Source organism: Micromonospora sp. CNZ303, assembly GCF_004345505.1.
This window is the reverse complement of record NZ_SLVT01000015.1, coordinates 65,378-87,417: the sequence shown is the minus strand read 5'-3', so window position 1 is coordinate 87,417 and position 22,040 is coordinate 65,378. Positions and strand designations below refer to the sequence as shown.

Genomic DNA, 22,040 nt, shown 5'->3' with positions numbered 1-22,040 from the left:
GGAAGGTCAGCGGTGGGTGGGAGTGACGTGCACGCGGATCCACTCCGGCGGCTCACCCGTCGACGCCACCGCTTCCGAGAGGCAGCGCCACAGCGCCCACGCCTCCGACGGCGTCAGGTACATGCGGCGCCGGCCGGCACCAACAGCCACGTAGAGGTCAGCGCCGGGGGTGACGCGGACGGTGACCGGCACCGAGGCCTTGTCGACGTGGGGAGCGCGCAGCCGGTAGAAGCGTCGCGGCTCCTGGTCGTCGGGTTGGTCGGCGTAGGGCATCCGGGCGGGCGTGCTCTCAGGCAGCTCGGTCATCGGGGGTCGCCTCCGTTCGGGGTGGCGTCGAGGTCCAGGGCGTGCAGCAGCGACGGCGGCAGCAGCGGCGCAGCCTGCTTCGGCGGGGTGGGCCGGTAGGTGTGCCGGCCATTGCCGTTGCCGTTCGACCGGGCCGCCTTGACCGCAGCCGGAGCCGGGACGGGGGTGTCGACCGGTTCGGGTTGGACCTCGGCAGGTGCGGGGAAGGTCGCGGCCATCTCCCGGATCACGTCATCGGAGATGTACGAGAAGCGGACCCGAGCCGGTTCCGGCTGCCCGTCAAGCAGGACGTACGCGACACCCTTCGCCGACAGCGGGATCTGATCGGCCAGTGCTCCCCGATCCCGAGCTCCGTCGCCAAGGAGCAGGTCGACGTGGCCGCGTTCGGTCACGCCCAGGGCGATACGGGTAGGGAAGAAGTCCCGGACGGAGACGACTTCCTTGCGGGGATCCTGGGTGGCAGCGACGACCAACACGCCCAACCCGGCGCCCTGGGTGAGCAGCAGGCCCAGGGCTTGGGTGATGCGCTGGCGGATGTCGCTGTCAGGCAGGAACGCCAGCAGAGCGGCGATCTCGTCGATGACGATGACGATCAGCGGCTCATCGACCGTCGGGGTGTGCACCCGCACCTTGCCCCGCAGCACCCGTTGACGCGCCCGCATCCGGGTTACGGCCTCATCGAGCATGTCGGCCATGCGGGTCCAGTCGTCATCGACGTAGCGGGAGAACAGCGGCCGACCGATCGACAGCTCCATGCCGCCCTTCGGGTCGATGGCCCACACCCGCACCAGCCCCGAGCGGATACCGGCAGCGAGAGCGCGGAGCAGGGACCAGATGACCGAGCCCTTGCCCATCCGCGTTGCCCCGCCGATGAGTACGTGCGTGGCGAGTAGGCGCAGGCAGTACACGGCCAGGTCTTCGCGTAGGCCGAGGGGTAGGGCGGTGAAGTCCGGGCGTGCCGGCACCGGCAGGGGCTTGACGATGCGGGTGAGCGGGTCGCGGCGGATCAGCACCATCCACACGTGCCGAGGTCGGTCACGGAACCGGATCGCGTCGACCCTGCGGAGTAGCCAAGCCAGTCGACCTGAGCGGGTCGGGGGTGCCTGGCGGCGGCCGGAGAAGACCCGGCAGTGCCGGGTACCAAACGAGTACGCCAGATCCCGCGCCGCCTTGTGGTACGCCTCCGGGTTCTGCCCCCGAGGCATCCGCACCACGACCTCATCCGTGGCATACGAGCAGCGCACCGACAGCAGCTCGGGCAGCTTCTCGCCACCGTCGTACTTCTTCACCAGCCCACACAGCGACATGACCTCGTGCCACTGACGCCGATACACCCACAGCCGACGCCACCACGACAGCCCCCGCAGCACCACCAGGCGTTCGAAGGACTCCCGCCACCGCCACCACCAGAGGCCAGCCGAGCCGGCGACGACGATGAGGACCAGGAGGTGAGACCACCAGCCGTGCGAGCGGTGCACGTCGACGGCGAGCAGAACCAGGGCGACAGCCGGCCAGGCCCGCCAATGCCGCACCACCGCAACAGCAGCACGCACCACCAGCACGACGAGGCGAGCGAGGAGGATGAAGAACGTGACCGTCCAGACCAGGGGCCACGGCGCGGCGACCTGGAGGCGACGGAAGTTGACCAGCGGAGCGCGCATCACGCCACCGCCTTCGACGTGGTGTGCCAGTCCAGAGAAGTTGGCATGATGAACCTGCCCTTCCAGGCCGAGAGGGTTGAGAGGGGCAGCGGGGCGGCCGGCTTTCCTAGGGCATGGGCCGCCCCGCGCCACATCTAGTAGCCGTGCCTCCTGAGCGCGTCGATCGCCGCCTGACGTTCCGCCCAGGTCGACTCACGAAGCGCCGCCTCGAACGCACCCTTGGCCTGGTCGAACTCCGGGCCGTCAATGTCCCTGTCGGCAGCGTCGGTCTCCCGCATCCCGAGGGTGATCAGGCGCATCACGCGGTCCTTGCGCACCGGCTGCGCATCGCGCTTCTTCCGGCCGAACATCAGGCGGCCTTCCCGCGCGTCTCCGCCAGGGTCTTCGGCGCCACCATCCCCGTCGCCCGGAACGAGTACGCCAGCCGGCCGTTGGAGCCGACGTACGGAGTCACGGTCAGGTTCTCGAACTCCACCTGCTGGAACGGACCCACCGGCGACACCGGCTGCACGTTCGACAGGATCTTGATCGACACCTCACGCGAGCGCGAGCCCAACTCCGGGTCCATGTCCATCACCCGGCACTGCCACACCCGCTCACCGGTCACCTTGTCCTTCGCCGGCGTCCGCTGCCGAGTCGCCTCGTTGAAGTCCTGCGCCTCCGCGATCGAGTCCGGCACGAACACCGCGCCGTGCGACCGATGGGAACGTGCACGAGGTACGCGACGACCGGTTACGGGACGCGGCACGGCATCAGCGCGAACGCCTCCGAGTCGCTACTGCCGAGCAGCACCACGAACTGTGGCGGTCATTGGTGGCTGCCGAGCGCAGCCGACGTAACCAGCCGGGCGGCTACTGGATAGCGGAAGCCGACCCAACCGCCGCGTGGAACGCCTACGCGTATCGCTGGCACCGACAGGAGCTGCGAGCAATCCTCGCCGTCACGGACGGAGTCTCAGCCGGAATCGACCGGTACGGCATCCCGCCGGACTGGCCGTCCGCCTTCTCCCTCGCCTTGGAGAACCCTCAGACACTCGTCGACGCGGTGCACGAGGCCGAAGAACGCGACCGCGAGTGCCGGCAGTGGCCACGCAGCAAGCGGCACGACGACAAGGCCGCAGCGATCATCGGATTCGGATGCGAGGAGGAAGGGCGGAGAGGGGACGGGGGAGGGGCCTGACGGCCGGAGTATTGGTCTCAGGTGTTGCAGGCGTTGACTTGTCCGGCCGAGCTGCCGGGGATTGCGGTGCGGGTTTGCTCGCCCAGGGCAGCCCTGTGCGGTCCGGGCGGCGGTGTCAGGTCGCTGTGGGTGGAAGTGCGGGGCGGTGGGTGGTGTCGTGTTGGCCTTGGTCGGCTCGGAGCTGCCTGTGATCTGTTGCCGAATTGGCCTGTACTAGAGATCAAGGCGCTCCGCGCGGCGCGGGCCGGGGCGCGGCAACCGGCTCCTACGGAGCCGCCGCCCCGGCCGCCTACGGCGCCGGGGCGGAAAGTCAGCCGGCCCGCAAACCACGCCCCGCCCCGCGCGTCACCCCTGGGTCCGTGAAGGGACCCGGTGACGAGTCCCGGGACTGACCGGGACCATCCGACAGCTCTACCTTCCGTGGCTTCCAGCCCGGGTGACGTCTCACCGCGGACCGGTCGACGGTCGGCCGGTCGAGTTGCCGAACGGAATTCGTCAGGCCGCTCACGGGGCCGAGGTGGGGAAGGGGTGGAGGTAGGAGGGGGCGGAAGGGTGGGGGCGGGGTTGGGGTTAGAGCTGCCTCCGGCGGGGGCGCAACGACTCCAGGATGGAGTTGCCGAACGGTTGCGGTCGTGGGTGGTTGGGGTGGGATGCCATCCCGCCAGCCACCGACCCAGGCAAGCCGAGCAGACCAGGGCCAGGGCGACAAGGTCGTACGTCCGGTAGGGCGCTCCACCTTGTCACCCTGGCCCTGGCCCGCTCCACGGTGTGTGGGTCGGCGGCAGACGGGATGGCATCCAAGTCCGTGCCTGTGAGGGTCCGAAGCAGCAGCTACGCAGGGGGTTCTGACGACGGCTTACGCCGTTCCCGTTGACGAACAGTTGCTAATGGCTCACCGTTAGCAGTGATAGTCCAGAACCTCCAGCCATTCCGATCCCCATGCACGTACGGGTTTTGAGCATGGACAACGGCGGTGCCGGCCCCGCTTGGCGACTTGAAAGTCTGACCTGCGAGCGGGCCGTTTTTGATCTTCACCGTGGCGGTGTCCATCTCGAACACAGCGTCGGTCCGGACACCGCGGTATGTTGCATGGATCGCTAGCCTTCTGCGTCTTGCGGTCTCTTGCGTGGTCACTGGACCTCCCAGGCGCCTACCGGGGTCACAATCGTCTCCGATCGCGGGCGGCCGAAGTCTCTCCAAGTATGGGCTCTCGTACTCAGCCCAGCGACCCCTTGACCGCTCGTAGCACCGCGCGTCACAACGCTTCCCCTGCCCACAGCCGGCTCATTCCTGAGCTCCGCCGCTTGCCGCACGGTTCCGATCGATCCGGCGCCGCTGCAACGTGAGTCGGGCATCGGCAAGCGATGCCAGCAAGGAGTCGGTAAGCCCTTCCGTGGATTTCGCCAAGCGACGGTCTGTCTCTTCCACGAGGGCTTCATCCTTCTGTGGGTCCGAGGACCGTGAGATGGCGTCAAGCTTGCCGAGGTCCTGGGCCAACTCGTCAGCCACAAATACCCGAACCCGGGCTACCTCGCTCGGGACCAGCTCGAGGACCCCGCCGCCGAAGCTGCGTCCTTCGATTTCAGCGCTCAAAAGCGTAAGCGAGTTATGGAAGGAGGCCGTCAATGCCGCGCCGCAAGTTGAGAAGGGTTCAAGCAGTTTGCCCTGATAGATTGTGTCTGTCGTTATGGCGCCCACTTCATTCATAACCACCCGGGGATAAAAGTGTGATCGCTTCGAGAGGAGCAGTTCCGCAGGGCGGACGACTGGCACCCGATACCACGGATCCCTGATTCTGCACTTGTATCGCTCGTGCAGACGGTCCGATTCGCCGAGAGAGATGTATTTTCCTGCCCCGGCATATCGTGTTGGATCAGGGGTGCGCTCAGAGAAATCAAGAAGAGAGCCCTTCGCCCCCGACTCGACTACTACCTGGTAGTCGTCCTGCGTGAATACTAGGCCTGGAGCGTTTCGGATACGCGGCAGAAGCGGCTTCGTCCACCGCTTGAGGTCGTATTGCTCGATCGTATCTGCGTCGACAGAGAAAAATTCGTTCGCTCCAGTGACAGTCGCCACGGTAAAGCGAGCCACCTGACCGAGAGGAAGACAGCCGGGCAAGTTCGATGCTTCTTCCAATGCAGAAACTTGCCCCGGCGTAAGAAGGAGCCTTGTCCAAGTGTGCTCGCTTGGATTGCCGTGATGACTCCACGTTCTGGTCGAGCCGTGATGATCTGTCACGGAAATCGGATCATTCTGCCGCTCCGCGAAGCTCCGCAGACCGCTCAGAACGACGACTTCTTGCAGCACGTCCGGAAAGGCACCCGGCGGAAACAGGTCGATTTGCAATTGAGTGGTATTCGAGAGTATCCAGCGTCGAACTACCGATGCCGAGATCCCCGTTAGGAACTCTGCAGGAACAATGAAGGCGAAGGCTCCATTGTCTCGCAGGCAGGCCAGAGCCCTAAGAAGAATGGGAATCCAGAGATTAGAAACTCCCTTTAGTGCAATGCCGAGCCTCTCAGCCAAGTGTTCCGCACGCCGCCGCTCCACCGCGTCAACGAATTGAAATCGCACAAATGGCGGATTGCCAACGGCAGCGTCGTAGGTAGGCAGCATATCCACTGTGTCGCTCAAAAAGCTTGCGTGGTGAACGTCAACAGGAAAGGGCGCCACCCTAGCGGCTGATTCGCACAGGACGGCCTCCGAGTCAAGGATCTCGACCGCAGACATGTGCGTGATGATCGACCCGACAGGATGCCTGGAGAGACCTCGGATGAAGGCACCATCACCCGCGCTTGGCTCAAGCACGCGGACTTCTGTAGTGTCCTTGAGGAGCTGAGTGACTCGATCAAGGCACACCGTGACGAGGTCGTCCGGTGAGTAGAACCCACCACGCAACTTCTCGGGGGTCACCTGGCTAGCTAGCTTCACTCGTGCTCCCCTGGGCAGTGCAGTGGACGGGCTGGTGGCCAGTCTAGGGGTCGAGTCCGACCCTCTGTCGACCACACGCTCACTTGCTTGTGGGGCTTGCGCCCAACTCGGGTCTTACGCCACCCTTCACGCTCATGCGGGTACGTACGGTAGGGCAGCCGTTTAGGGAAGCCTTGAGCCTCCATGACTTCTTCCGAGAGGTTTGCGCCGAGCCGGACCTTACTAGGCTCCGAATCTCGGTGGCGTGGGCAAAGCGCAGCGGTCTTGTAAGAATTGAAAGCGCACTCCGAGACTTCAAGAGCCATGGTGGCACCGTCATGGCCATCGTTGGGATTAGCGAAGGCGGGGCTACTCAGCAAGGTCTCGAACTCATTCGAGAACTGTCCGACGAGGCGTTCGTTTTCCATGACCCCAGAAGAACCTTCCATCCTAAGCTCTACCTCGCAGAGGGCGAGAGCCGTGCGGAGGTGTTTGTCGGCTCGAATAATTTGACTGCCGGCGGCGTCTACTGGAATTACGAGTTCGGTGTGTGGTTGTCGCTAAATTTGCAGGAAGAGCAAGACCGTTCGCTTCACGAGGAAATACTAGCGTGGTTTGAGTCTTTGGTGGTTGACGAGGACTCATGTGCAGCCCTTGATGAACAACTGCTTTCCGCGATCTTGCTGTCGGACCTGTACGAGGTCGGCGATGAGGATGCAAAAGCTGCGCGCGGTTCGATCAAAGAAACCCAGCCAGCGGCGTCCGGATCGCCAGAGGGGACCAGTAACCTTTTTCGGGAGTCGAGACGAGGTAAGCGGCCCGACCCGCTAGCTCGGACAGCGTCGGCGCGTGAGCGCAGCGCCAGTCGTGACGAAGGAACACCTATCCCTGACCTTGAGTCGGATGGCGTTGTCGTACGCAGGTGGTTTAAGAAGCTCAGCTTTTCGGACGCGCAGCAAATGAAGACGGCTAATAGTAATCCAACCAACCACCTTAAGCTTGGTCAGGCGCGTCATCCCATCGACCAGAAAGTCTATTTTCGGCACGTATACTTCGCAGACCGCCATTGGGCATCTAGCATGAAGGCTCGCGGGACCATGGAGGAATCTCTTGTTCCTTTCCATGTACATATCAACGGCCGCTTCGACAGCATCCAAGAGATGAAGGTTGACTACGCGGAATTCCGCGTAGCCGACCAGAACAACACTCCAACATGGCTTCATTGGAATGAATACATGGGACGCTACCTGCGTGAGAACAACCATGTCGGCGACTACATCACCTTGGAAGTGACTGACACTGGCATCCATCGCCTCATTCTGTCCATGGAGCCTTTCGGCGAATTCCTAGACGACGTGCAGACAAGCTAGAAGCCAATGTGGGGAGCAGCCAACGACGGCGGCCCATAGGCAGCGCAGTAGCCGACACCAGCCGACGAGGGCGTTAATCCTTGCACGGCAGAGGCAGCACAAGGGCAGCGAAACGGCCGCCAGCCGCTGACGACGTCCAGCGCTGCCCGGCATGAAGGTCACGCAGCAGCAGCAGACGGCAACGGCTGACAACCGATGGTGCGCCGTGTCGGCGTTCGGGACGAAGAGGTCGTCGGTTCGAATCCGGCCACCCCGACCGAGGTCAGGGGCCACTCTCCATCGATGAGAGTGGCCCCTGATGCATTCGTACAGCAGTCAAGTACAGCAGCGGCCTATCGCAGGCTCTCCCCCAGGCGCTTGAGGGCGTCGCGGGTGGCGTCCGAGGACGCCTGCGAGTAGATCTCCATCGTCACCGAGACCTCCGCGTGCCGCAGCACCTGCATGATGACGCGCGGGTGCACGTCCAGGTCGACGAGCAGGGTCGCGCAGGTACGCCGGGCGTCGTGCACGGTGATCTTCCGGACCCCGGCGCGGGCGCAGCGGGCGTCCCAGGAGCGGTTGAAGTTGCGCGGCTCGACCGGCGTTCCGTAGCGGGTGGTGAACAGCAGCCGGGAGCCCTGCCAGGCGATGCCCGCCTGGTCGCGATCGTTCTTCCTCGCCTGCTGGCGAAGGCCGAGTGCCGCCGCGCAGATGTCCGGCAGCGGGAGCGTGGCGTCCGAGGTCTGCGTCTTGGTCTCGCGGTGCAGCAGTTGGCCGCCGACCCGCTGCAACTGCCAGCCGACCGACAGCTCCCCCGCCGCCAGGTCAACAGCGTCCTCGGTGAGGCCGAGCACCTCGCCCTTGCGCAGGCCGAGGACCAGGATCAGCACGTACGCGGCGTACAGCGGATCGCAGTGGGCCCGCGCGGACTCCAGGAAGCGACGCGCCTCGTCGCTGGTCCACGCCCTGTCCCTGCGGCGGCGGACGGGTGGAAGCTTGACCAGGGCGGCGGCGTTGCGGGTGACCAGTTCCTCGGTCGCGGCGTGGTTGAGCGCCGAGCGCAGTACGCCCCGGATGTCCTTGACGGTGCGGGCGGACGGCGTGCCACCGCAGCACCGCCCGAGCGCGCAGCATCGCCGCCTGAGTTCCGGGCGGCGGGCGTCCTTGCCCTGGGCACAGCATTGGCAGGTGCGGGCCACCTCGTTGATCCAAGTCTGCACGTCGCGCACCTGGAGGCGGTCGAGCCGCTTCCCACCGAGGCCGGGGATCACGTACAGCCGAAGGATCGTCTCGTACGTGGCGCAGGTCAGCGGCGCGAGATTGGGCCGCACCACCTCCCGGTGCCAGTACGTCAGGTAGTCGCCGAGAGTGGGCACGCGGGTGGCGACCGGCCCGGCCTTGGCCTGCTGGTGCAGTTTGATCCACTTGTCGTGGACGGCTTCGCGGGTCTGTCCGTAGACGTACTTGCGGGTGCGCTTGCCGTCGGGCCTGGTGACCCAGACGTAGGCGGCGAAGCCGTTGCGGTACGGGAAGATCGAGCCTTCGCCGTTGGCGCGTGCGCGTGCGGGCATCAGGCCGCCTCCTGCCGCTCGACCTGATCGCGGACGTACTCGTCGACCCACTCGGGGAGGATGCGGCGGTACTTGCCGTCCTTGATGGAGCGCAGCTCACCGGTGGCGATCTTCATCTTGGCCTTGGACAGGCCGAAGCCGAGCAGGACGGCGACCTCGGCGGGTGAGTACCAGCGCGGGGTGAGGTTTCTGGTCATGCCGCCACCCCCGACCACGCCTCGTGGGCGAGTTCTTCCCGACCGACGCGGCTGCGTTCCCGGTGTTGGGCGGCGGCGGTGTTGGCAAGCAGGGCGTCACCGTTGGTCAGCCAGCCGGAGCCGACGAAGGCCAGGGTGCCCACGGTGATGGTGTCGGCGGTGTCGTCTTCGGTGCGGCGGTAGGTGGCGCGGGTGTCGCGGAGCAGGCCAAAGGTGACCGAGTAGCGGCGGGCCTTGGTGAGAAAGTGGCCGCCGTAGCCGAGCATGTGCGCCCAGCGGCGCAACCCGGCGTAGGGGTTCGGTTTGCTGTCAAGGTCGCCTTGACGGTCGCCCGGCTGGGCGGCGGTGCGGCTGGTGTGGTCGTGGGTGGGGCGGCCGAGTCGCCAGCAGGCGTCGATGAGCCGGGCGAGGTGGTCGCCTTCCGGGTCGGCGTAGGCGTTGACGGTGTCTGGCGTGAGCCGGGTGGAGCAGTGACCGGTGGCCTCGGTGGACTTGGTGGCGTACTTGGCCAGGTAGGCGGCCACCTTCCCGTCGGTCACGTCTCCGTCGCCGGTGCCGATGCGGCGAACGTCAACCTGTTCACCCCAGGCGATCGGCCAGCCGTGCGGCCGGTCAGCGTGCGGCGGGGTGGTGACGGTGATCTGCCGGGCGGCGGCTTGGACGGCGGCGTCAAGGTCGTCGGCGGTGATGCCGGCCGGTGGCGGGACCAGGGCGTGCCGGTCGTGGGGGTCGACGCCGTCGAGGCGCAGCAGGACGTGGAAGTGCACCGCGCCCCGGCGCTGCATCTCGGCGACCTTCCCGTGCGACACCCGCACCGGCGGCACCCGGCGGACCTTGCCGGAGTCGGTGACGACCTGGACGTGACCGATGCCGCGTCGGCGGCACAGGGCGGTGAGGTGGCGTTCGATGGCCTGCTTGGTGCGCCGCCACAGCTCCCCGGAGAAGGCGTTCCAGACGACCTGGTGATCGTGGTCGTAGCAGTCCAGGCACAGCGGCCGACTGAGCTGCGGATCATCATCGTCGTGGCGGGCGAAGCAAGCCGCGGGATGCCCGTGCGGGCAGGTGCCCGCGGTGCGGCGGGCGCGGCAGGGCGCCGGTCGGCAGTCACAGCGCCGCCGGTCGGCGCAGGTGTGGCGGGGGATGTGCCGTTGGTGGACCGGGCCGAAGGACGGTGCGGTGAAGGTGGCGAAGACGACCGGGTGCCGGGCGACGGTGGTGGGGACGGTCTTGCCACCGGTCAGGCCGCAGCGGACGACCTGGAAGGCGTCGCCGGCGTAGACCCAGGCGCAGTCGGGGCACTGGGCGGCACGGCGGTTGCCGCATGCCTTGTACAGCGTCCGGTCGGGCAACTCGTCGGTGTGCCGCTGTTCCACGATGCGGCCGGTGCCGGTCTCGACGGCGGTGAGTGCGCCGGTCAGGCGGATCGGGCGGGCGCAGCCACCAGCGGCGCGGGTGTGCTCCAGCCAGCCGAAGAAGTCCGGCGTGGCGGCACGGTGCAGGGCTTGAGCTTTACGGCCGTCGGCGAGGCCAGGGCGGTGCAGGGTGAGCAGGGCAGACACGGATCTCTCCTCGGGCGGTGGCAGGGACAGCGGACGAACTGCCACCGGACGCCGGAGCGGTATCCGTCGGTGGTGTTCGTGGTGTCTCCTGGCACCGCCTGGGGAGGGCGGCTAACGCCGGAGGGCGGATGTGTGGCCGAGCCACTGACCGCCGTTGGGGTAGGTCGTTCCGGTTTGCGGAACGTAAATGTGATGCCGGGACGGGTGGGGTGCCTGGTCGTCGGCTTCCGGAGAGTTGCCGCAGGCAGTCCCCACCCGTCGAGGTACGCGAATCCGGGCCACCGTGGACGGCAGGAAAGGCCGTGCTGGACCGCTTAGCGGATTCCGGGACCGGCACAACGGCCGGTGCGATGGAGAGCCGGCGGGACGTGACTCGCATCAGCGGCAGGAAGGCCGCTCGGCAATTCCGAAGTCGAGTTCAGCGATACGGCAGGAAGGCCGCGCTGGCGTGCTCGACGGAGACCACGGTAGCACCGAGCACCGACACGTCAACCCACCGTGAGTCAGTCGCTAGAAAACTGATCTTGTAGCGAGCTGGTTGATGCCACCCATATCGAGGGTGATGCGGTGGACGACCGATCCTCTCGAAACGTCAGGTGTACTCGGTGAGGACAAAGCTGTGACCCTCGTCGGTAGGGTCCACGACGACATCGATCGTGCTTCTGTCCGCGAACCGCAGCGTGAAGACGGGGTCCAGGTCGCAAAGCAGTGCGAAGCCGGCTCGATTCTCGTCGTCGTTGAGGACGGCGTGGCCGCTTGCCTCCCAGGTACCGTCGTCAGCAGTGGTAACCACGATGTCCACCTCGACGCTGCCGAGCAGGGTTACGGGATTAGCCCACCAGTCCAGCCAGCAGCGACCCTCGAAACGGTCCACTCCGCCATCTTGCCAAGGTAGGTCGGCCCGGCCACCGGCCGTGGGAGGACTTTCCTTACATCTATCAAGGCGGCCCTGAACGGGCCGCACGCGCCGCCGCCTGGGCGCGCGTCCGTCGCTTCGCTGGCGCTCCGACTCCGGCCACGCAACACGCCCAGCGGCTGGCGCGGAGAGCGGAAAGCCCGGAGGGGCCGCCGCAGACGGGGGTAGCTGAGAGTGGTGGCGGTCCGTCGCCGGCAGCTGGCCGCGCCGCGCCCGAGCAGCGCGGCGTAGGGAGGGCGCGTGCCGGGTCCGCGCGGCAAGCCCCAAGCATGGGGGCGGTGTCCGCGCGGCGGCATGCCGGTCGCCCAGGAGCCGGCTCCGCAGCCGCTCAGGGGCAGGTCAACTGCTCGCCTGGGAAGGGAAGGGGTTGCCGCCGGTGGCCAGCTTCGACCCCGGGAGCCGGGTCCGTGCCGGGCAAGGTTAGGTCAACTGCGCCACTGTGGCGGTGTCCGCCGAGGGCGCGGTCCGTGACACGAGAGCCGACACCGACGCAGGCTGTTTCGGCAGCGTACGTACGTGCGTCAAGGTCCGCTTGACGTGACGGACCGGGCGGCGGCCCGTTCCTAATGGGCGGGTCGGCGGCAGGCGGGATGGCACAACCGTTGACTCAGCGTGCGACCGTGTTTGCAAGCGCCTGGGAACGGAATGGAAAGCCCCTTGGACGGCCCCGGTATGTCCAGAATCGTGGAGTCGTATCGATACCGTCTGTACGTAAGAGGGATGCGCCTCGCTCTGCTCTTTCCAGTAACGCTCGTGTTGATGGTGCTCGCTCGGCTCGGCGTTGCGCCGAATGTTCTTGTGCCGCTCGTGATGATGCTCTCTGTCGCCATGGCGCTGGGGATCATGGTGGGCTGGATTGGCGAGGTTCTCCTGGTGCGGGATACCTCTCGCTATTCCGGCGCAGCGAGAGGCAGCGTCGACACCCGGAAGGTCGGAGCGCTCATCCGGCAGGCGGCTCGGGATATCTGCAATCTCCGCAGGTGGTGACCAGTCCTCGCCTGGGTGACCAGATGAGTGACGACGGGTGCGGACTGTGGCGGACGAGCGGGGACGTACCTGCACTGTTCCCGCAGGTCACGCTTGCTGTCAGTGCAGGCTAGTGAGCCGTGGTGGTTCTTTCGGGACGAAGAAGTCGCCGCCGCAGCGGCAGGCGTCGCAGCCGCCCCCTACACTCTGAGGTCGTGGATTTTGCCGCAGGACCGCCAAGTCGCTGGGTCGTCACCCTTCGGTCTGGGGCGACGGTCGAGCTGGCTGCCGACGGCTTCACCGAGCATGACGGCCATGCCCTCTTCTCCGTCCTTGCCAACGCCACCAGCGAGGAACAAGAGCAGGTCCAGGTCCTCGGCTGGCCCGTCGCGGCTCCGACCGTCCTGGTCCTGGTGGCGAAGGTGCCCATGGCCGAAGTGGCGAAGATCGAGGGCGGCGAACCATGGCCGAGCACCCCGAGCTGACGCAGAGCCGTGGGGCACATAGGGGGCACAAGACAACGTGAAACGTCGTCAACCAGCGTCCAACCATGGCAGACCGAGACGCCCTGTGTGCAGATGTCGCCTGCGGTCACCGCTGGTAGGCGCGCCGGGGCTCTAAGTTCCGCTTCAACTAACCCACTTCTGGCTCTACGTCCTGAAGGTGGGCCAGGCAGTAGCGGCCAAAGGAGGTGATGCTCCAGGTCTGATCGTAGGCGTGGTTGGCGCGCGACACCTCTGCAAGTCCATGTCGAACGAGCGTGGCGATGATGGGCGTTAGCCCCGCTACGAGGTGCGGGAAGCCTTGCTCAAGCTGGGATTGGGAGACGTCCCCTGGCTGGGGTCTCACGTCATCGCGTTGCGGCAGTGGCATCCCTCCAAGGAAGGCGTGAAGCACGCGCACGTGAACGGGTTCAAGATCAGCGAGCGCACTAACGGCGAGGTTCCCGAGGTCGAGCTGAGCGTCATCATCAAGGTTCTCTGACAGGACGGCGGCCAACGCGGCGACCTTTCGGTCATACACAGTGTTGTAGGCCGCCTGGATCGCACTCGACGCCAGCATCAGTCGGCCATCCGTGCTCTTGGACCACGCCGCGAACTCTTCTTGAGAGAGCCCGGTTGCCTCAGTAACCGCTTCTAACAGCTGCTCGATGTTGCGCATGCCGCGGCTCTCTCGCACGGCGATCAGCTCAAGGGCAGGCTTGACTGCTGCCGCTACCAGAGCGCCCACTGGCCCAGCGACAGCAAGCCCCAGACTGGCAGTCCCTACTTCGACGGCCGTGCCTGCAACGAGCCGTCGAGCCTCATCCCGCTCTGCCATACCCCAGGCCTAGTTGATGGAAGCAAACAGATGATCCAGGCCGTCAGCGACCGCCTCGCCGGCGATCCATCGAATCAGGGCCGGGCACAGATCCGGCACAACTGAACGCGAGTAGCGGCGGAAGACGCCGGAAACCGACGGAAGACGTTTCAGCAGGTCAGAGGCCGGGTCAGAGATCGCGTGGGAGGTCGGGCGGCCGGGGGTCTTACTTCCAGCGGAAATGCACGAACTGACCCTGGTCAGGCGGGCGCCGGCCGCAGGCGCAACGCCTTGCTTGCGAGGCATCAGGCAGCGCAGCTTGAGCCCGCATCCCCGCAGCCAAGGTCAGGTTGGCCTGCGTGCTGCTCTTTCGACTTCTTGTAGGACTAGTCCAAGGGTTTGTGAGCGGCGGTCTGCTGGCAGTGTTGCCCAGGCCCGTCGGGCGTAGGCGAGTCCGCCGGAGCGGTCTCCGGACTTGGCCATCATGAGGGCGCGGTGCAACTCGATGTGGGTGGCGAACCGGGTCAGTGGCGGCGGTCGGAGTCGGTCGGCGTCGGTCTGGGCCTGTTCGCCGGGGCCGACGATGCCGAGTCGGGCGTAGAGCATCGACCGGAAGGTGGCCATCCGCCAGGCGGGCACGGCGGCGTCGGAGATCTCCCCGTCGGGTGAGGCAGCATGGTCGAAGACTCGTCGTGCGTCCTCGTCGGCCGTGATGGCTCCGGCGATGTCGCCTCGTCCGGCGGCGACGTGTGCGCGGGCCATGAGCGCCTGGAGGCGTCCGAGCGATGGCCGGTCGGACAGAGCGATGGCTTCGTCGGCGTACCGCTTGGCGACGGGTAGCGCAGCGCCTTCGTAGGCCAGGGCGATGGCGGCCCGGCCGCGTACCCAGACCCGGACGGCAAGGTCGTCGGAGCGGTCGGCGGCGATGCGGGCGGTGTCGTACCAGCCGATCGCCTCGGTCGGGTCCTTGGTCGTCTTGCCGTAGGTGGTGAGGGCACGGGCGGCGGTCGCCCACATGGCCGGGGAGTCGAGCTGCTGTTGCAGGACGACGAGGTCACCGGCGAGCCGGGTCTGGAGGCTGTCGGCACCGATCTCCATGTAGTCGCGGCCGTACTGGTCGACCCGGTCGCGCCAGCGGTCCTCGCTGTCGCGGCGGCCGGCGAGGGCGGCGGTGAAGCCGGATCGGATCAGCTCGTTGGCAGCGATCGGGCCGATGGTGGCGGCTTTCAGCAGGTGCCTGCGTCTCACGTCCGGGTCTCCCAACGCTCGCGCGTAGGCGAGCACGATGTCCGGCGTCGCGGTCCGGCGTCCCGCCTCGACGTTGCTCAGGTGCGATGCCGAGTAGCAGGTACGGGCCGCGATGGAGGCCAGCGTCACGCCGGCCACGGTACGAGCCTGCCTCAGTTCTGCGCCGAGGTCATCCATCGGATCCCCCCGTGAAAGGTCCTGCAAGCATCGAGGCGCTTCCGTGCGTAGCCGTGCGGTCACAAGAGTAGTTCCCAGGACGCGGCCGGTGCGGTTGGTGTGGGAATCGGGGCCTGGTCGCGTCGCCAGCCGGGCGCGGCGGCACCAGGTCCTTCCAAAAGCAGTGCCGCCGCGCCCCTCTTCACAGCGGAGGCGGGAATGAGCGACGACGCTCCAGCCGGGAGCCGAGGCGAGCAGATCCAGCAGGCGGAACGCGAGGCGGCGCGACGGCGGATCCTCGCCCAGGCCGAGGCGGATCGGATACCGGCTGAGGAGACGACCCAGGCGGTGCCTGATCGGCGGTGGCGTCGTGGACAGTAGTGAGTTGTTGCCGGTGGGTCGGCGGGTGGCGTACTGGCGGGGGCGGCGCAAGCTGTCGCAGCAGGTGTTGGCCGACCGCTTGGGTAAGTCGAAGAGTTGGGTGGACAAGGTCGAGCGGGGCGTCCGCTCGCTGGACAAGGTGTCGACCCTTCAGGACATCGCCGCCGTGCTGCGCATCAACACGGCCGCGCTGCTCGGCCGGGACGCCAAGCCTGCCGGAATGACCGAGCGCGTCGAGGGTGTCGAGCGGATCCGGGCGGCTCTGTCGACGTACGAGATCGCCTTGGAGCGCTCGACGGCCCGTGACGTGCTGCCGGTCGACCGGCTGGTGCGGCAGGCCGCGCATGTGTGGACGACCTTTCAGTACGCCCGCTATCCGCAGGTGGTCGATCTGGTGCCGGGACTGCTGGCCGAGGCGCAGCGCGCCCATGCCCGCGATCCGGGGGCGGGGCGGGTGGCGTTGGTGGAGGCGTACCGGGTGACCGGGTCGGTGCTGGTAAAGCTCGGCGCCCCGGACGTGGCGTGGCTGGCCGTCGACCGGGCGATGCTCGCCGCCACCGGTGACCGGGTGCTGGTGGCGGCGGCTGCGGTGCAGCTCGGGCAGGTGTTGCGTGCCTCGGGGCGGGCGCGGGTGGCGAAGTCGGTGATGCTGAGCGCCGCGTACCGCATCGCGCCGCCAGCGAGCGGGCCCGGCGACCCGGCGGAGCTGTCGCTGTGCGGGACGCTGCTGGTGCAGGCCGCCTTGGCCGCTGCCCGTGACGGGAACGATCGGGCCGCCGTCGACCTGGTGGACGAGGCCGGCGAGATGGCGGCGCGGGTGGGCGACGGGCACGACCACTATCGGACCGGCTTCGGGCCGACGGCGGTGGAGCTGGCCCGCATCGCCGTGGCGGTAGAACAGGGTGACGCCGAGGATGCCATGGCCCGGCACGAGAGGGTGACCGCGCGGGACGGCTGGCGTTGGCTGAGCGCCGAACACCGCGCCGCGTACCTCGTGGATGTCGCCCGCGCCTACCTGCACGCCGACGACCCGGTCGGCGCTGGGCGGGTCCTGGTGGAGGCCGATCGGATCGCGCCGGCCGAGATCCGCCACCGACCAGCCGGCCGAGACATGCTCGCTCAGATCGTCCGGGAGTGCGCTGCCCCGACGACGCTCACCCACCTCGCCGCCACGCTCGGGGTGGGCTGAGCGGTGACCGCACCGTTGCTGTCCCTGGACCAGATCCGTGACCGGCTGATCCTCGCCGCCCGAGCCATCCTCCGCCAGCACGACCCGGCGATGGCCGTACGTGGGAGACGGAGCGGCCGGCCGGGATCGGCCGGCCGCTCCGTCTCACCGGTTCACCAGGTGACCGGCAATTCGTGAACGCCGAAGAAGGCGCTCTCGTGTTTGTACGACAGCTCCTCGATCGGCACGGTGCAGCGCAGGTCGGGGAACCGCCGGAACAGGGTCTCGAAGACGATCTCCAGCTCCGCATTGGCCATGTTCTGGCCGATGCACTGGTGGATGCCGTAGCCGTACGCCATGTGCCCGCGCGTCGAGCGATGAATGTCGAAGGTGTCCGGGTCCTCGAAGAAGTCCTTGTCGTGGTTGGCCGAGGCGGCGAGGAGATACAGACCCTCACCGGCCGCGATCCGTTGTCCCCCGATCTCGACGTCCTCCTTGGCGATCCGGGGCAGAACCAGATCGCCGACGCTGAGGTAGCGGAGCAACTCCTCGACAGCCTTGGGCCACAGGGCCGGGTCGGCTTTCAGTTCGGCGAGCGTACCGGGGTGTTCCAGCAGGACCAGCGTGCCGAGGGCGATCATGCTGGCGGTCGACTCGTGCGATGCGTTCAGCACGCTCTGGGCCGCGCCGGCGAGCTCGGAATCCGCCAGCTCGAGTTCGGCCGGTGCGTGCGCGAGTTTGGTGAGGATGTCGTCGCCCGGGTTACGGCGTTTCTCGTCCAACAGGGCGAGCATGTGGGTGCGCATCTCCATCACGGCGGTCCGGAGTTCGTTCATCGGGACGCTGCGCTCGAGCAGGACATTCGCGCGGGTCTGGAAGAAGTGGTGCTCGGACTCCGGCACGCCGAGAAGTTCGCAGGTGAGCACCGACGGCACCCGTAGCGCCACCAGCTTCACGAGGTCGGCGGGCTGGCCACTGTCCCGCATGACGTCCAGCGCATCGTCCACCGTCCGCTGGATCCGCGGGCGCAGGGTGCGGATCTTGCGCATCGTGAAGTCGGGCATCAGCAGTTTGCGGAATACGCCGTGCTCGGGCGGGTCCATCCGGACGAACGACGAACGCCGTCCTTGCGGGTCCACCCCGGCACCGCCGGCCAGGGGAATCTTCGGGATGGTGCTGTCGCTGCTGATCCGGGGGTCGGTGAGCGCGGCCTGGACGTCGGCGTACCGCGAGACCAGCCAGACGGCGCTGCCGTCGCGAAGCATGGCCCGGGACACCGGTTCCGTCGAGCGCAGCGTCTCGTACTCCGGGGGCGGGTTGAAGGGGCACCCGGAGCGGCGCATCGGGAATGACGGCGGACTGTCGGCCTTGCCGGCCGGCACGGTGGGGCCCAACGTTGCCATGCTGACTCCTGTTCGCAGGTGACCGCGATGTGGGGGTGATCTCGTCTGTTGCCGCGCTGGCGAAACATACGATCCGCCGTGGAACAGGCCGGTAATCACCGGGTAAGCAACGGGGATCGGCGAATGCGGCCGCCACCGGCTTTCCCGATATGGGCCCGTGAGGAGCGGGGCCCGTTCCCCCTATTGATTACCGTCGAATGGCGGGGGATCGAGGTCCTGTTTCCGGACGTCATTCGCGCCAGAACTGTCGAGAAGGGGCATGGCGATGGGGCATCTCGCAGGCGACAACTTCGTGGATGTTGTCCTAGAGGGCGGTCCGGCGGACCTTCCGCCCGAACGTCGCCTGCTCAAAGCCGTGGTTGCCGGCGAGAGGGTGAAGATCGAGCACTACGGCGGCTACGAGCATTTCGAACGCCAGACGGGCGCCGATCCCGCGGACGACGGCCCGATCGCCTTCCGTTAAGCGATGCGTACCCGGATCGCCGGATAGCGGCAGCGAGCATTTCCGACATCGAGGTGAGGGACGAAGTCATCGTGCGGTCGGACGAGTCCGGGGGAAAACCGGCTGGCGGTCGGCCGTGGACCGGACCCGGTATACCGGGTCGAGCATGTGCGAAAGTGTCGCGGCCGGGCACTTCGCCGTCAGGAACACCCCACGGCCTTTCGCAACCGGCCCCCGATGTGGCACTCGTTGCGGAGATCCAGCGTGCCGGAGCGGGTGAGCACCGCGCCCTTCCCATCGGCCGGCGTGGCGGTCAACGTCCACCTGTACGCGCCGTCGGGTACCAGCCGGCGCAGGCGGTCCTGCCCGTTCCAGGACGTGGTCACGAGGCCGCGGGCCAGGCCGCCGGAGATGGTGCTGACGGTGGCGCCGGTGGCCGGGTTCGTGATCACGAGCGTCCAGGAGGCGGCCGGCTTGGACAGCCACCACTTCGGCTTCCAGTGCCCGGTGCTCCCCTTGATCCGGGCCGACGGGGCGACCACGGCGTCGAGTTGAACGAGGGGCGAGACCGGAACGCCGCTGGGCACCAGGTGGATGCCGTTGTCGGCCCCGAGGTGGGCGATGGTCCCGGTGTACGGGTCCACGTCCCAGGGACGCCACGACCGGAATTCCCCGAGGGTGTGCGGCACGGGCGTGCCGCTGCGAACGTCGGTGACCCGGAGCTGGCCGTCCACCTCGGACGCTACGAAGCCGTCACCGAGCTTCGCCCGCGACAAGCCGGATCCTGAGAAGAGTGGCAGCTTCGTCTTCGTGACGGTGTCGTACACGCCCTGGCTCTCCAGCTGCCCCACACAGGTCCAGAGCAGCCACCGGCCGACGGCCTGGAAGTCGTCCAGGAGGCAGCCGCGGCCGAACCACACCTCGGCGCCCCGCTGCCCGGTCAGGACGTCGATGGGGGCCACGGCCTCGTTGCCGTTCCGCACCCACAGGGTGGTGCCCCACATCGCCGCGACGCCGGCAGTCGTGGTGTACACCGTCTGCCGGGTGTCCAGGTCGACGACCCGGGTCTCCAGCGCGCCCCCGCCCGGCCCGGTGGGCGCGGGCTCCGGCGTCCCCGTTCCGGTGTCGGCGTACGTCACCAGGGCGACGAACCGGCCGCTGGCGGCGGCCACCGTCTCGTAGGTGCGGGAGCTGTCGATCGGGGTGCCCGGCAGGGACTGGGTCGGCTCCAGGAGGTGCGGTTGCGGGGTTCCGGTGACGCCCGAGACGACGGTCCGGCCGTCACCGGTGGGGTGTCGCCTGACGCACACCGGAAAGGCGCAGCCGTCGTACACGGCACCGCGGGCGAGGCGTGCCCCCACGGTGAGGGATCCGCTCACGCCGACGTCGCGGGTGAAGACGTGTCGCCTGTCGATCGAGGGGTCGTACTCCAGGGTGTCCAGCCGTCCCTGGGTCAGGGTCAGCTCGTCCACCGTCTTCTGGAGCTGCTGCGGGGACGCCTCGGCGATCCTGCGGACGGTCACCTCGCCACCGTCGGTGGCCTCGATGAGGGAGACCCCCCACTGGTCCCAGTCGGGGCCGGGGCCGCCCGGCACCAGGAGCCCGCCGTCCGGGGTCGGCACGCCCCGGCCGGCGGACCGGGCCAGCAGCGTCTTCACGGTGCTGCCGTCGGGCGCGAGCGCCTCGACCCGCCACACCGGCAGGTCGTAGGCGTGGCGGCCCAGGGAGGGGTCGTACCGGGCCACGACGAGTGTCCCGCCGACCATGCCGAGCAGTTGGGCGTCGCCGACCAGCGGCACCGTTCGCGGAGCCGCGGTCAGGTCGTCGCGCGAGTGGATGACGACGGCCCGGTCCTCCCACCGCCAGAACAGCAGGTGGGTGGCGGTGAGCACGACCTGGCCGTCGGTCTGGCTGCCGCGGTGCGGCAGCGGGACCAACCGGCCCTGGTCGACGTCGAGCCAGCCGGTGTGTCCGCCGTCGGCCGTCCGGTACCGGACGACCTGCCCGTGCGCGTCACCCAGCGGATCGTTGGATTCGAACGTGACGATGATTCCGTCGGGGACGTCCTGGACGGTGCGCTGCGTGACGGAGCCGCCGTCCTGGGAGTCGAGCAGGTGCCACGTGATGTCGGCGCCGCCGGAGCTTCCCGTCGTCGTCACGACCGTCCAGCCGAGCGTGCTGAAGTACTGGTGACCCGCGGGCAGCACGACCGTACGGGACGCACCGGCCGACATGTCCCGCAGCCGCACGGTCCTGGCGGTGTCGTCGTACCGCGCGACGACGTCGGAGCCCGCGCCGAAGTCCGGCATGGCGTGAACGTCCGTGGCGGACGCGTCGACGATCGTGTCCGCGCCTGCGTAGCTCGTCCACAGGTGACCGCGCGCATGCTCGTAGCGGAGGAATCCCGAGGGCCCCGCGCTCAGCAGGGCTGTCCGGGGTCGGAGGACGGTGGGGGCGGGGATGACCGCCTCTGCCGTGGCTGCCTCCGCTACGGCGGTTGTCGGCGGAACCAGCCCCATGGCGAGTGTGAACGACATGGTGGCGGCGATGCCGCCGCGTAGGAGCGCACGTCTGGCCACGCTGGTCCTCCTGCGTCGCGGAAGATGAGGGCTTGGAGGGCTTCTGCGGTGGGACCGTGCGGCGCGGGCGGACCGCCGTCGTGCCGACGTTCGAGAGCTCACAGCGAAGCGGCGGGAGCTTAACAGTTTCCGCCCCGCTTGTGGTGCCGGGCATCCTGGACGACCAGCCGGCTCGTCGTGGCGGCCGTCAGTCCTGCTGTTCGGTGCGGGCGATCTCGGTGAACGCGGCGGTCAGGTAGCCCTCGACGGGCCGGCCGGTGACGGCGAGCAGGTCGGCGACGAGCAGCGGCGCGTGCCGCGCCACGGCGGGCGGGTCCGGCGGCGACTCGTCGCCGTCGGGGTCGTAGACGCCGAGGGCGCCCGCCAACAGGACGAGGACCACGTGCGGGTCGACGTCGGGCCGCCACTGCGCGGCGTCGCGGACGCAGCCTTCGAGCACCTGACGGACGTCGTCGCCGTCGAGGCCGTCGGGGTGGGTCTCCTCCAGCAGCAGCCGGACCACCGCGCCGAGCACCAGGCCCGACCGTTCGGCCGCCGCGAGCCGGGCCACCGCGACGTCGTACGCCTCGGGGGCGCGCTCGCGGGCGGCGGCGACCGCGTCGGTGGTGGCGGCGGCGATCTCGCGGGCCGGTGCGGGCAGGTGTCGCCAGGCTGTGGTCATCCCGACCAGGATCGCAGAGAGGTACGACGACCCGCCCGACGCGCCTGCGGTGTGACCCCGCGCACACGGCGAACGGGAAACTCGGCGCG

At 68.0% G+C, this 22,040-nt stretch carries 20 protein-coding genes; 6 read left to right on the top strand and 14 right to left on the bottom strand.

Annotation, left to right across the window (positions count from 1 at the left end):
- Positions 1 to 6: 6 nt before the first annotated feature.
- The 4 genes from EV374_RS22545 to EV374_RS22530 all read right to left on the bottom strand — a co-directional run bounded on the left by EV374_RS22545 (position 7) and on the right by EV374_RS22530 (position 2,646).
- Entirely contained in the window at positions 7 to 306 is a 300-nt protein-coding gene (locus EV374_RS22545) for a spread protein (RefSeq protein ID WP_132238521.1), read from the bottom strand.
- On the bottom strand, positions 303 to 1,967 hold the full coding sequence (locus EV374_RS22540; protein ID WP_486485898.1) for an FtsK/SpoIIIE domain-containing protein: 1,665 nt from the start codon (positions 1,965 to 1,967) through the stop codon (positions 303 to 305). Before EV374_RS22540 ends, EV374_RS22545 begins: the two co-directional genes overlap by 4 nt.
- Before the next feature lie 134 nt (positions 1,968 to 2,101).
- Entirely contained in the window at positions 2,102 to 2,317 is a 216-nt protein-coding gene (locus EV374_RS22535; RefSeq protein WP_132238517.1) for a hypothetical protein, read from the bottom strand.
- Complete coding sequence (locus tag EV374_RS22530; protein WP_486485897.1) at positions 2,317 to 2,646, bottom strand: transcriptional regulator; 330 nt, start codon at positions 2,644 to 2,646, stop codon at positions 2,317 to 2,319. The genes EV374_RS22535 and EV374_RS22530 overlap by 1 nt, the downstream gene beginning before the upstream one ends.
- Before the next feature lie 134 nt (positions 2,647 to 2,780).
- On the opposite strand from EV374_RS22530, the gene EV374_RS22525 reads away from it, so the two are divergent.
- Positions 2,781 to 3,146 (top strand): hypothetical protein, encoded by a 366-nt coding sequence (locus tag EV374_RS22525; RefSeq protein ID WP_132238513.1) that lies wholly within the window; start codon positions 2,781 to 2,783, stop codon positions 3,144 to 3,146.
- 1,284 nt (positions 3,147 to 4,430) lie between these two features.
- On the opposite strand, the gene EV374_RS22520 is transcribed toward EV374_RS22525, so the two are convergent.
- Positions 4,431 to 6,059: a class I SAM-dependent methyltransferase gene (locus EV374_RS22520; protein WP_132238511.1), complete on the bottom strand. Its 1,629-nt coding sequence runs from the start codon at positions 6,057 to 6,059 to the stop codon at positions 4,431 to 4,433.
- A 257-nt stretch (positions 6,060 to 6,316) separates the two neighbouring features.
- Between EV374_RS22520 and EV374_RS22515 the strand changes: the two genes are divergently transcribed.
- Complete coding sequence (locus EV374_RS22515) at positions 6,317 to 7,426, top strand: phospholipase D family protein (protein WP_207914462.1); 1,110 nt, start codon at positions 6,317 to 6,319, stop codon at positions 7,424 to 7,426.
- Between the two features lie 332 nt (positions 7,427 to 7,758).
- Here EV374_RS22515 and EV374_RS22510 read toward each other — a convergent pair whose 3' ends face one another.
- The 4 genes from EV374_RS22510 to EV374_RS22495 all read right to left on the bottom strand — a co-directional run bounded on the left by EV374_RS22510 (position 7,759) and on the right by EV374_RS22495 (position 11,606).
- Entirely contained in the window at positions 7,759 to 8,976 is a 1,218-nt protein-coding gene (locus EV374_RS22510) for a site-specific integrase (protein ID WP_132238507.1), read from the bottom strand.
- Entirely contained in the window at positions 8,976 to 9,173 is a 198-nt protein-coding gene (locus tag EV374_RS22505) for an excisionase family DNA-binding protein (RefSeq protein WP_132238505.1), read from the bottom strand. The genes EV374_RS22510 and EV374_RS22505 overlap by 1 nt, the downstream gene beginning before the upstream one ends.
- Complete coding sequence (locus EV374_RS22500; RefSeq protein ID WP_132238503.1) at positions 9,170 to 10,732, bottom strand: replication initiator; 1,563 nt, start codon at positions 10,730 to 10,732, stop codon at positions 9,170 to 9,172. The genes EV374_RS22505 and EV374_RS22500 overlap by 4 nt, the downstream gene beginning before the upstream one ends.
- A gap of 592 nt (positions 10,733 to 11,324) precedes the next feature.
- Complete coding sequence (locus tag EV374_RS22495) at positions 11,325 to 11,606, bottom strand: hypothetical protein (protein WP_132238501.1); 282 nt, start codon at positions 11,604 to 11,606, stop codon at positions 11,325 to 11,327.
- Positions 11,607 to 12,368: 762 nt separating this feature from the next.
- On the opposite strand from EV374_RS22495, the gene EV374_RS22490 reads away from it, so the two are divergent.
- Together EV374_RS22490 and EV374_RS22485 are read left to right on the top strand one after the other, a co-directional pair.
- The gene (locus EV374_RS22490) at positions 12,369 to 12,635 is read left to right on the top strand and encodes a hypothetical protein (protein WP_132238499.1); all 267 of its coding nucleotides are present in this window, start codon (positions 12,369 to 12,371) and stop codon (positions 12,633 to 12,635) included.
- Positions 12,636 to 12,829: 194 nt separating this feature from the next.
- Positions 12,830 to 13,099 (top strand): hypothetical protein, encoded by a 270-nt coding sequence (locus EV374_RS22485; RefSeq protein WP_132238497.1) that lies wholly within the window; start codon positions 12,830 to 12,832, stop codon positions 13,097 to 13,099.
- Between the two features lie 148 nt (positions 13,100 to 13,247).
- On the opposite strand, the gene EV374_RS22480 is transcribed toward EV374_RS22485, so the two are convergent.
- Positions 13,248 to 13,775, bottom strand: coding sequence for a hypothetical protein (locus EV374_RS22480; protein ID WP_132238495.1), 528 nt, complete (start codon positions 13,773 to 13,775; stop codon positions 13,248 to 13,250).
- A gap of 483 nt (positions 13,776 to 14,258) precedes the next feature.
- Positions 14,259 to 15,338, bottom strand: coding sequence for a helix-turn-helix domain-containing protein (locus EV374_RS22475; RefSeq protein ID WP_132238680.1), 1,080 nt, complete (start codon positions 15,336 to 15,338; stop codon positions 14,259 to 14,261).
- Positions 15,339 to 15,687: 349 nt separating this feature from the next.
- Here EV374_RS22475 and EV374_RS22470 point away from each other — a divergent pair, with 349 nt between their 5' ends.
- Positions 15,688 to 16,887 carry a helix-turn-helix domain-containing protein gene (locus EV374_RS22470; protein WP_486485896.1) on the top strand — a complete coding sequence of 400 codons (1,200 nt, stop codon included), beginning with the start codon at positions 15,688 to 15,690 and terminating at the stop codon, positions 16,885 to 16,887.
- A gap of 152 nt (positions 16,888 to 17,039) precedes the next feature.
- On the opposite strand, the gene EV374_RS22465 is transcribed toward EV374_RS22470, so the two are convergent.
- Positions 17,040 to 18,269 (bottom strand): cytochrome P450, encoded by a 1,230-nt coding sequence (locus EV374_RS22465; protein WP_132238491.1) that lies wholly within the window; start codon positions 18,267 to 18,269, stop codon positions 17,040 to 17,042.
- 259 nt (positions 18,270 to 18,528) lie between these two features.
- Between EV374_RS22465 and EV374_RS22460 the strand changes: the two genes are divergently transcribed.
- A complete protein-coding gene (locus EV374_RS22460; RefSeq protein WP_132238489.1) occupies positions 18,529 to 18,732 on the top strand; it encodes a DUF5988 family protein in 204 nt (67 codons plus the stop codon).
- 179 nt (positions 18,733 to 18,911) lie between these two features.
- On the opposite strand, the gene EV374_RS22455 is transcribed toward EV374_RS22460, so the two are convergent.
- Positions 18,912 to 21,290, bottom strand: coding sequence for a flagellar hook assembly protein FlgD (locus tag EV374_RS22455; protein ID WP_132238487.1), 2,379 nt, complete (start codon positions 21,288 to 21,290; stop codon positions 18,912 to 18,914).
- Positions 21,291 to 21,477: 187 nt separating this feature from the next.
- On the bottom strand, positions 21,478 to 21,951 hold the full coding sequence (locus tag EV374_RS22450; RefSeq protein ID WP_132238485.1) for a hypothetical protein: 474 nt from the start codon (positions 21,949 to 21,951) through the stop codon (positions 21,478 to 21,480).
- Positions 21,952 to 22,040 lie beyond the last annotated feature (89 nt).

Coding starts and splice junctions, on each gene's coding strand:
- EV374_RS22545 (WP_132238521.1), bottom strand. CDS start 306: ATGACCGAGCTGCCTGAGAGCACGCCCGCCCGGATGCCCTACGCCGAC.
- EV374_RS22540 (WP_486485898.1), bottom strand. CDS start 1,967: ATGCGCGCTCCGCTGGTCAACTTCCGTCGCCTCCAGGTCGCCGCGCCG.
- EV374_RS22535 (WP_132238517.1), bottom strand. CDS start 2,317: ATGTTCGGCCGGAAGAAGCGCGATGCGCAGCCGGTGCGCAAGGACCGC.
- EV374_RS22510 (WP_132238507.1), bottom strand. CDS start 8,976: ATGCCCGCACGCGCACGCGCCAACGGCGAAGGCTCGATCTTCCCGTAC.
- EV374_RS22505 (WP_132238505.1), bottom strand. CDS start 9,173: ATGACCAGAAACCTCACCCCGCGCTGGTACTCACCCGCCGAGGTCGCC.
- EV374_RS22490 (WP_132238499.1), top strand. CDS start 12,369: ATGCGCCTCGCTCTGCTCTTTCCAGTAACGCTCGTGTTGATGGTGCTC.
- EV374_RS22480 (WP_132238495.1), bottom strand. CDS start 13,775: ATGCGCAACATCGAGCAGCTGTTAGAAGCGGTTACTGAGGCAACCGGG.
- EV374_RS22475 (WP_132238680.1), bottom strand. CDS start 15,338: ATGGATGACCTCGGCGCAGAACTGAGGCAGGCTCGTACCGTGGCCGGC.
- EV374_RS22465 (WP_132238491.1), bottom strand. CDS start 18,269: ATGGCAACGTTGGGCCCCACCGTGCCGGCCGGCAAGGCCGACAGTCCG.
- EV374_RS22460 (WP_132238489.1), top strand. CDS start 18,529: ATGGCGATGGGGCATCTCGCAGGCGACAACTTCGTGGATGTTGTCCTA.
- EV374_RS22450 (WP_132238485.1), bottom strand. CDS start 21,951: ATGACCACAGCCTGGCGACACCTGCCCGCACCGGCCCGCGAGATCGCC.